Source organism: Enterococcus pingfangensis, assembly GCF_005405205.1.
GTDB lineage: Bacteria > Bacillota > Bacilli > Lactobacillales > Enterococcaceae > Enterococcus_A > Enterococcus_A pingfangensis.
Genome location: NZ_BJDP01000006.1, coordinates 194,671 through 204,567 on the forward strand (window position 1 = coordinate 194,671; position 9,897 = coordinate 204,567).

Annotated in this window: 8 protein-coding genes; 7 read left to right on the forward strand and 1 reads right to left on the reverse strand. The window is 39.2% G+C overall.

The genetic code is table 11. From position 1 onward, the window contains the following. Positions 1 to 8: 8 nt before the first annotated feature. The 7 genes from parC to FFM63_RS05085 all read left to right on the forward strand — a co-directional run bounded on the left by parC (position 9) and on the right by FFM63_RS05085 (position 9,125). Positions 9 to 2,456, forward strand: coding sequence for a DNA topoisomerase IV subunit A (gene parC, locus FFM63_RS05060; protein WP_137609231.1), 2,448 nt, complete (start codon positions 9 to 11; stop codon positions 2,454 to 2,456). A gap of 285 nt (positions 2,457 to 2,741) precedes the next feature. Next, entirely contained in the window at positions 2,742 to 5,033 is a 2,292-nt protein-coding gene (gene pflB / locus FFM63_RS05065; RefSeq protein WP_137609232.1) for a formate C-acetyltransferase, read from the forward strand. 129 nt (positions 5,034 to 5,162) lie between these two features. Then, on the forward strand, positions 5,163 to 5,948 hold the full coding sequence (gene pflA, locus FFM63_RS05070) for a pyruvate formate-lyase-activating protein (protein WP_137609233.1): 786 nt from the start codon (positions 5,163 to 5,165) through the stop codon (positions 5,946 to 5,948). A gap of 294 nt (positions 5,949 to 6,242) precedes the next feature. Further along, a complete protein-coding gene (locus tag FFM63_RS05075) occupies positions 6,243 to 7,172 on the forward strand; it encodes a manganese-dependent inorganic pyrophosphatase (protein ID WP_137609234.1) in 930 nt (309 codons plus the stop codon). 82 nt (positions 7,173 to 7,254) lie between these two features. Then, positions 7,255 to 7,410 carry a hypothetical protein gene (locus tag FFM63_RS09780; RefSeq protein ID WP_171000192.1) on the forward strand — a complete coding sequence of 52 codons (156 nt, stop codon included), beginning with the start codon at positions 7,255 to 7,257 and terminating at the stop codon, positions 7,408 to 7,410. A 47-nt stretch (positions 7,411 to 7,457) separates the two neighbouring features. Next, positions 7,458 to 8,258 (forward strand): DUF1803 domain-containing protein, encoded by an 801-nt coding sequence (locus FFM63_RS05080; protein WP_137609235.1) that lies wholly within the window; start codon positions 7,458 to 7,460, stop codon positions 8,256 to 8,258. Between the two features lie 3 nt (positions 8,259 to 8,261). After that, on the forward strand, positions 8,262 to 9,125 hold the full coding sequence (locus tag FFM63_RS05085) for an alpha/beta hydrolase (protein ID WP_137609236.1): 864 nt from the start codon (positions 8,262 to 8,264) through the stop codon (positions 9,123 to 9,125). Between the two features lie 4 nt (positions 9,126 to 9,129). Here the strand turns inward: FFM63_RS05085 and FFM63_RS05090 are convergent, their stop codons facing one another. Further along, positions 9,130 to 9,684, reverse strand: a complete 555-nt coding sequence (locus tag FFM63_RS05090) for a DUF2179 domain-containing protein (RefSeq protein ID WP_137609237.1) — start codon at positions 9,682 to 9,684, stop codon at positions 9,130 to 9,132. Positions 9,685 to 9,897: the final 213 nt, after the last annotated feature.

Here is a 9,897-nt window from a genome sequence, read left to right on the forward strand (position 1 = left end):
GTCGAAGAATGGATAAAAAACATTCAATTCAAGAATTAACATTAGAAGAAGTGATGGGTGACCGATTTGGCCGCTATTCAAAATATATTATTCAAGAACGGGCATTGCCGGATATCCGGGATGGGTTGAAACCTGTTCAACGCCGAATCTTATTTGCAATGAATAAAGACGGCAATACTTACGACAAAGGTTTCCGAAAATCAGCGAAATCAGTCGGAAATATTATGGGGAATTATCATCCACATGGGGATAGTTCGATCTATGAAGCCATGGTACGGATGAGTCAAGATTGGAAATTACGTCAAGTTCTGATCGAAATGCACGGAAACAACGGTTCAATGGATGGTGATCCGCCAGCTGCGATGCGGTATACCGAAGCACGTCTGTCGCAATTGAGCGGAGAGATGCTGAAAGATATCGAAAAAGAAACGGTTGACTTAGTTTGGAACTTCGATGATACCGAAAAAGAACCGACTGTTTTGCCGGCGGCGTATCCTAATTTATTGGTCAATGGCTCGACAGGGATTTCAGCGGGGTACGCAACGGAGATCCCTACCCACAATTTATCTGAGGTGATTGATGGAGCTATTTATTTAGTCGACCATCCAGATGCGCCTTTAGAAAAAATCATGGAATACATTCCAGGACCTGATTTTCCAACTGGTGGGATCTTACAAGGCAAAGCTGAAATAAAAAAAGCGTATGAAACAGGAAAAGGCAAAGTTATTCTTCGTTCAAAAACCTCAATCGAACCGCTAAAAGGCGGCAAGCAACAGATCGTTATCCACGAGATCCCTTACGAAGTAAATAAAGCTGTTTTAGTGAAAAAGATGGACGAGATCCGTTTGAATAAAAAAGTTGACGGTATCGCTGAAGTACGTGATGAATCTGACCGGACAGGACTGCAAGTCGTCGTTGAATTGAAAAAAGATGCGAATGCAGAAGGAATTCTAAATTATTTATTCAAGAATACGGATCTACAAATCAATTACAATTTCAACATGGTAGCAATTGATAATATGACGCCGCAACAAGTCGGGCTGAAACATATTTTAAAAAGCTATATCGAACATCGGAAAATAGTGATCACTAAACGCAGCCAATATGAACTTGCCAAAGCGCAAAAGCGCCAACATATTGTTGAAGGGTTAATGAAAGCTTTGTCGATCCTTGATGAAGTGATCGCGACGATTCGAAACAGTAAAGATAAAAAAGATGCCAAAAATAATTTGGTTGCACGCTTTGATTTCAGCGAAGAACAAGCAGAAGCAATCGTAACCTTACAATTGTATCGTTTGACCAATACAGACATTACCCAATTGGAAAAAGAAGCTGCTGAGCTAGCTGCCGAGATCAAAGAACTAAACTTGATTTTAAACAGCGAAAAAGAATTGCATAAAGTCATGAAGCAAGAATGGCGCCAAATCAAAAAGAATTACGGAAACGATCGTTTAACACCGATCGAAGATGAAATCAGTGAGATCAAGATCGAAGCAGAAGTATTGATCGCTCAAGAGGATGTTGTCGTAACATTAACGAAAGAAGGTTACTTAAAACGCAGCAGTTTGCGTTCGTATAACGCTTCACGTTTGGATGAGCATGGCATGAAAGAGGGCGATACGATCATTTTCATCGATAAGTTGAATACATTGGATCATTTGCTGATTTTAACGAATCATGGCAATATGATCTATCGGCCTGTTCATGAGATTACTGAGTTGAAATGGAAAGACGTAGGTGAACATATCTCACAAACGATCACCAGCCTGTCGATGACAGAAGAAATCATCGCGGCATTTCCTTACAAGGAGATCGACGCGAATAAATTCTTTATCTTTATGAGTAAAGAAGGCATGATCAAACAAACGCGTATGACAGAATTTTCACCATGGCGGACCTACCGCAGCCGGCCGACAGCAGCAATGAAAATGAAAAATCCGACCGATCAGATCGTATCAGTCTTTTTAACCGATGAAGTGCATAAGGTAGATGTATTTATTGCTTCTCATCGCGCCTTTGGATTACGCTATCCGTTAGATGAAGTTCCTGTAGTGGGTGCAAAAGCGGCGGGTGTCAAAGCAATCAATTTGAAAGAAGACGACTATGTGGTAGCCGGTGCACTAGTACCTTCTGAAGGGGATTCACCAATTTTACTGCTCAGCCAACGCGGGGCGGCTAAACGAATGCTTGCACAAGAATTGCCGCAATTAGGTCGAGCCAAACGCGGTCTGATGATTTTCCGGGAGTTAAAGAAAAGTCCGCATCGCTTAGTTTATTTGACGACTGAAACAGAAGGAACCTTGGCATTGACAACAAGTAAAGGGATCGAAAAAGAAATCGAGATCGCGGATGTTGCGATCAGTGATCGGATTTCAAATGGGACATTTGTGGTCAATGAGAAGCAAGAAGGTGAACTTTCTGCTGTTCAGCGCTTGCAAGCATTGATCGAAAATTAAATTTTCTGTACTATATAATTATCTTACAAACGGGTATCTGTATTAAAACAGATGCCCGTTTGCTTTGTCACAAAACGTCTAAAATCATCCGCTATCATAAAATTATCTTAAGCTTGATTATAGTATAAAACCTTGTTATATCAACGGTTTGTAAATGATTACAAAAAAAATTGGTTTTCTAATTAATCTTTCACAAGGAAAGGCTTGTATAACGGGAATTATGTGTTATACTTTGTTCATAAAGCTGTAGTAATTAAGTTTTTATTCTAAGGAGGTCCTATTGAAATGGGAACTGCAACAAATGAACTAGAAAAAATGAAAAACACAGAAAAACCTGCATGGAAAGGCTTCAAGGGCGAGCAATGGAAAAATGAAGTCAATACACGCGACTTTATTCAAGCGAACTACACACCTTTTGAAGGTACAGCTGATTTCTTAGCGGAACCAACTGATGCAACGAATGAATTATGGGGCAAGTTGCAACAATTGCAAAAACAAGAACGCGAAAATGGCGGCGTTTTAGATATGGAAACGGATATCGTTTCTGCTGCTAATGCATACGGTGCTGGCTATATTGATGAAGCTTTGAAAGAAAAAGAAGCAATCGTCGGTATTCAAACAGACAAACCATTGAAACGTGCATTCATGCCTTACGGTGGTATTCGGATGGCTGAAGAATCACTTGAAAGTTATGGTTATACACCAAATCCTAAATTTAATGAGATCTTTAATGACTATCATAAAACACATAACCAAGCTGTATTTGATGTATACACACCAGAAATTCGTGCCGCACGTCGGAATAAGATCATCACCGGTCTTCCTGATACGTATGGACGCGGAAGAATCGTGGGCGACTATCGTCGTGTAGCTTTATATGGAATTGATTATTTGATGGAACAAAAATTCAAAGATCATGAAAATTGCGGACACGGTCAATTTACAGATGAAGATATTCGTTTACGCGAAGAAATTACCGATCAATACAGAGCGTTGAAACGCATCAAAGAAATGGCTGCTGCATATGGCTACGATATTTCTCGTCCAGCTGAAAATGCAAAAGAAGCAGTACAATGGACTTACTTCGGTTACCTAGCAGCAATCAAAGAACAAAACGGTGCTGCAATGTCAATTGGCCGTGTGTCTACTTTCTTAGATATTTATATCCAACGTGATATCCAAAACGGTCTATTGACTGAAGATGGCGCACAAGAATTGATTGACCATTTAGTAATGAAATTACGGATGGTTAAATTTGCACGGATCCCTTCATATAATGAATTGTTCTCAGGCGACCCAGTTTGGGCAACATTATCAATCGCTGGTATGGGAATGGACGGACGGACATTAGTAACTAAAAATGACTTCCGCTTCTTGCACACATTAGAAAATATGGGACCTTCACCAGAACCAAACTTGACTGTTTTATATTCTTCTCGTTTACCTGAAGGATTCAAAGCATATGCTGCAAAAATTTCTATCGATACATCATCGATCCAATATGAAAATGACGATGTAATGCGTCCAATCTGGTTAGATGATTATGCAATCTGCTGCTGTGTATCTGCTACACAAACAGGTAAAGAAATGCAATTCTTCGGTGCTCGTGCCAACTTGGCGAAAGCTTTGTTATATGCGATCAACGGTGGGGTTGATGAAAAATCTAAAGTTCAAGTCGGACCTGACTTCCGTCCAATCGATTCAGATGACGCATTAGACTTCGATGCAGTAATGGATAAATACGACGATATGCTTGAATGGTTAGCTGGTATGTATGTGAATACATTGAACGCGATTCATTATATGCATGACAAATATTATTATGAAGCTGCCGAATTAGCGTTGATGGATACAAACTTGAAACGTACATTCGCAACTGGGATTGCTGGTTTCTCTCACGTAGTTGATTCATTAGCTGCAATCAAATATGCTAAAGTATTCCCAATCCGTGACGAAGACGGTATCGTAACTGACTTCAGAACTGAAGGCGAATTCCCTAAATATGGTAACGATGATGCACGTGCGGATGATATTGCTGTATGGTTGTTGAAGACATTCTTAGAAAAACTTGAACACTACCATACTTACCGCGATTCAGAACCAACAACATCAATCTTAACGATCACTTCAAACGTTGTTTACGGTAAAGCAACTGGAACAATGCCTGATGGTCGTAAAGCAGGCGAACCATTATCACCAGGGGCAAACCCATCTTATGGTGCTGAACAAAATGGTTTGTTAGCTTCACTTAACTCATTGACAAAATTACCTTACGAATATGCATTGGATGGTATCTCAAATACTCAAAGCATTAATCCAGATGCATTAGGCCATGATGAAGATGAACGAATTGAAAACTTGACCAATGTTTTAAATGGTTACTTCAACCAAGGCGCACATCATTTAAACGTGAACGTATTCGGCAAAGAAAAATTAATTGATGCAATGGAACACCCAGAAAAAGAAGAATATGCAAACTTCACGATCCGTGTTTCTGGCTATGCTGTTAAATTCATCGATTTGACTCGTGAACAACAAAAAGATGTAATCAGCCGTACATTCCACGCAAAAATGTAGTAACTTACAATAAATAAGATGAGTATGGGCGGATGGACGGAGGTCTATTCGCCTTACTTTTTAAGATATGAATCTTAGAATTAAGAAATTTCTGCAAAAATTTTTACAGATAAAAGAGGGGGACTGTTTATGTCTACTGTGGCTGAACAACCTGTTGTTGGAAATGTCCATTCAATTGAAAGCTTTGGCTCTGTTGACGGACCTGGTGTACGTTTTATCGTCTTTATGCAAGGCTGTCGGATGCGTTGTCAATTTTGTCACAATCCGGATACTTGGAAGATCAACGATCCTAAGGCTAAAAAAAGAACGGCCGAAGATGTTTTGAATGAAGCGTTGAACTATAAAAGTTATTGGGGCAAAAAAGGTGGGATCACGGTCAGCGGCGGTGAACCACTATTACAAATCGACTTTTTGATCGATCTATTTAAACAAGCAAAAGCGTTAGGAGTCGATACGACTTTAGATAGCTGCGGCAATCCATTTACGTTTGAAGAACCATTTTTCTCTAAATTTGAAGAATTAATGAAATATACTGATTTAGTTTTATTTGATATTAAACAAATTGATAACCAAAAACACAAAGAACTGACTGGACAAGGAAATGACAACATCTTAGCAATGGCAAAATATCTTTCAGACATCAATAAACCTGTCTGGATCCGCCATGTATTGGTACCATTTAGAAGTGACTACGACGAATTTTTAATTCGATTAGATAAATTTATTAAGAGCTTGAATAATGTCGATAAAGTTGAAATTTTACCTTATCATACGATGGGGAAATATAAATGGGTAGAGATGGATATGGACTATCCATTAGAAGGAATCGAACCCCCAACTGATGATCGAGTAGAGAATGCTAAAAAATTATTGCATACTGAAGATTATAAAGGCTACTTAGAACGTAAAAAATAAACAAAAAGCTGTGACAAATACTTGTTACAGCTTTTTTCTGTATTTAATATCTGCCGAGAAATTTCTAGCTAAAAATCTTCAGTAAGACAAATCGTTTGTCGTGGTTCAAACTTGGACACGGGTATTGAAATCGTTTTATCCATTTTGATTTCAATTGAGTGGTTAAATCTAATTTTTTATTCAAACAATCGGGTGATAGTTGCTAATTTATCCACAAAAAGGTTGGCATGTTATTGCTCTTTTGCTTTTTTTTGATATGATAAAGAAGAACTTATTTAAAGGAGCGAATCAACTATGGGAAAAGTTTTAATTTTCGGGCATCAAAATCCTGATACGGACGCAATCGGGGCTGCGATCGCCTTTGCCAATCTGCAAAAAGAATTAGGTGTCGACGCAGAAGCAGTCGCACTTGGAACACCAAATGAAGAAACTCAATTTGCTTTGGATCATTTCGGTTTGACAGCTCCGCGAGTGGTAGACAAAATTGCGGCTGAAACAAGTGACGTAATGCTAGTCGATCATAATGAATTTCAACAAAGTGTTGCGGATATTGAAGAATTGAATATTTTAGCAGTTGTCGATCATCATCGAATCGCGAACTTCCAAACAGCGAATCCATTATATTATCGTGCCGAACCAGTCGGTTGTACGTCAACGATCGTCTTGAAACTTTACAAAGAAAACAATATCACTGTACCAGCGAAAATTGCTGGAATGATGCTTTCTGCGATCGTTTCTGATACGTTATTATTCAAATCTCCAACCTGCACCCAAGAAGATATCGCTGCGGCCAACGAATTAGCTCAAATCGCAAGCGTTGACTTGAATAGTTATGGACTAGACTTATTGAAGGCTGGAACAAACTTAGGCGACAAATCTGAAGCAGAATTATTGGATCTAGACGCAAAATCATTTCCAATGGCTGATAAAACCGTTCGAATCGCTCAAGTCAACACCGTCGACCTTGATGAAGTCTTTGCTCGCCAAGATGCTTTGCGTGACGCGATGTTAGCAGAAAACAGCAAAAATGGGTATGATTTGTTCTTGCTATTAGTTACAAATATACTAAATTCTGATTCAGAATTATTAGTAGCTGGTGAACCACGAGCAATGGTGACTGAAGCGTTCGATGTCCAACTAAAAAATGATCGTGCTTTCTTACCAGGAGTCGTATCACGTAAGAAACAAGTTGTTCCTCAATTAACAGCAGCATTTGACAAATAATTTGATCAAACATGAGGCTGTGACCGAAGTGGGCAGCTTCAAAAAATAAGTAGAAATTTCCGACGAACTACTGGAAGACTGTTTGTTTGAAAAGAAAGGGGGGAGTGACAAAAGTCTTGTCACTCCTCTCTTTTTAAGAAGTTTAAAATTGAATATGTTCCAAATAACAGAAAAAGATCAATCGGTTGAGGATTTTGATCACGTTTTAGCTCATGGAATAAAACATGGTGAGCCGTGAATTTTTATGTTAGAAGAATTATTCCTTGATTAAGAAAGGAACCAACTATGCGTCTCTATACAAATAACCAAAAAACAGAACAATTATTAAACCAGCCAGAAATAACCGAACTATTGAGTTATTTTGAACAAATCAAAACACCGGTGATCTTGCGTGAGATCCGAAAGGCATTTCCCGGACAAAAACATTTAGACAAAAATCTAGATTTTTTGATCGATAATGAGATAGTTACGCGCCAAGAACGTCGTTATCAACTTCAACTTGCTGTGGTAAAAAACTATCCGACAACAGCACTGGTTGAAGAGTTCATTCAAGCGATTAGCGGCCAGTATTCAACCGAAGAATTACTCGTTTGGTTAAGTGAAGAATTTTGGTGTATTGAAGCAGCCAAAACAATCGCCCTTGACTTCCCAACGGCTACTTGCAATCGCTTGGAACATGCGGCTTTTCATTTAGTGACGCTCAATCGCGGAGGAGTGTTACCTGAAACACTGCCAAATTATTTTGGAAACATTGAACAGCCGGAATTATTTCCTGACTTAGCGGGTCTTATCGGCGATGTCAATCTTGAGTTTTTCACGAATCAGCTGGGATTGCTGCTTGAACGAATAATCGCGGGGAGGGCTCCGCGGCGCGAGTCGATTTTTTTAACAAGCTTGCTAAACAGTCGAGTAGTCACAAAAGAACCGACCTGGAAATTGACTGTGCCGCTTTTTGAGGAGAGCATCACGCTGGATCAATTGCCGATAATGGATCAGCAGACACGTTTCTTTTTTGTTCGTGAGTTGGCTGAAAAATTATTAGGTGAACAAACAAGTTTTACTTATTTGATAAAAAAGAAGGAATAATTCATGCAGCGAGTCGTTAAAGGGATTATTTTACTGGTGAGTCTATTGTTAGTTTCTGGCGGGATCTATTATGCAAAGATCCGCTATTTTAGTCCAGGTGCTTTGACGAAACAAAAAACGATCCATTATTCAAATGTTCCAACGGTATTCATTCATGGTTACGAAGGAAGTTCTTTTTCGTTTGGTCCGCTTTTACGCAAATTAGAAAAAGAAAATGTTGCTAAGCGTGAGTTGACGATCATCGTTCAAGCTGACGGAACATTGGATGTCGAAGGCAAGCTTGAAAATAATAAAGACAATCCAACAATCATGGTTCTTTTTGCAAAAGATGTAACCGAGGAGATCACTCAGAGTAAATGGATCAATCAGGTGATGCGCTACCTTTTTCAGCAAAAGATCACACAAGTTAATTTAGTCAGTCATTCAATGGGCGGTGTTTCATCATTACGCTATTTACTAGAATACGCTGGAAAACAAACGCCGGCGGTTGAACATTTTGTCGCGATTGCGGCTCCATTTAATGATTTGGAAATCGCGGAAGATACGGAAGAGATCTTTGCTTATGAATTGACGGAAGCTGGACCAGAAGGGGAGACGCCGATTTATCAATATTTTGATCAAGCGATGGATCGCTTGCCGTCACATCTGCAAGTATTGAATGTTGCCGGGGATTTAAAAGATGGCTCAAACAGCGATGGTTCAGTCTCGATTCATAGTGTATTTTCCTTGCGCTTTTTGTTGCAAAAGCACGTTGAGAGCTATCGGGAATTGACCGTCACGAAAAAAAACGGGGGACATTCAAGGATAACTAAAAGTGTTGAATTAGAAAAAGAATTGATTCGGTTTATCTGGAAAAAAACAGCATGAAGCTCTAGGGCTTCGTGCTGTTTTTTTGGCGTCTGTGAACCTTTTTAGTCCAGAAACCGCCGGAAATATATTTTGGTTCATAAGAAATAATAAAAGCCCGTTCTTCAACTTCTTTGATTAAGGCGTATAAAACCCGTTCTGTTTTACGCGGGGATAAAATTTCTAACACCATACGTTCACCTTCTAGCCCTTCGCCGAAAGATTGCGTGACACCATAACCATTCTTGCGTAAAACACGTGGCAGGCTAGCTTCTTGATCAGTATTTGTCGGCAAGATGACCGTGACCATGATATAGCCAAGTGCTAACTTGTCCTCGATTTTGATCCCGACACTGATGCCGATGGCGTAGCCTAAGGCATAAGTCAGCAAGTTGATCGGATTATCTAAGCGATCCAACACAAGTGAAAGACCAAGGATATAGATGGTGATCTCGACCATGCTCATCAAGGGTGCTAAAATCCGGTAACCTTTCATCGTCAGCATAAAACGAAGGGTATTCAATGTGACATATGCAAAATTAATAAAAAAGATCATCACCAACATTTTGATATCGATCATTGTATGACCTCCCATTCATGTGTTTTTTATTGTGTCGGCCAATTGACTTATCTTCTATCTATCAGCCTAACGATTTTTTTGCTAAAAGGCAAATAGAAGGAAGTGGAGACTATAAATAATATCCGCTATTTATAAATCTTAATTGTCAAATTAAGTTAGACAAATCATCAATACTTACGTAACTCAAAAATACTTCCAAAGGTGTTCGATAAT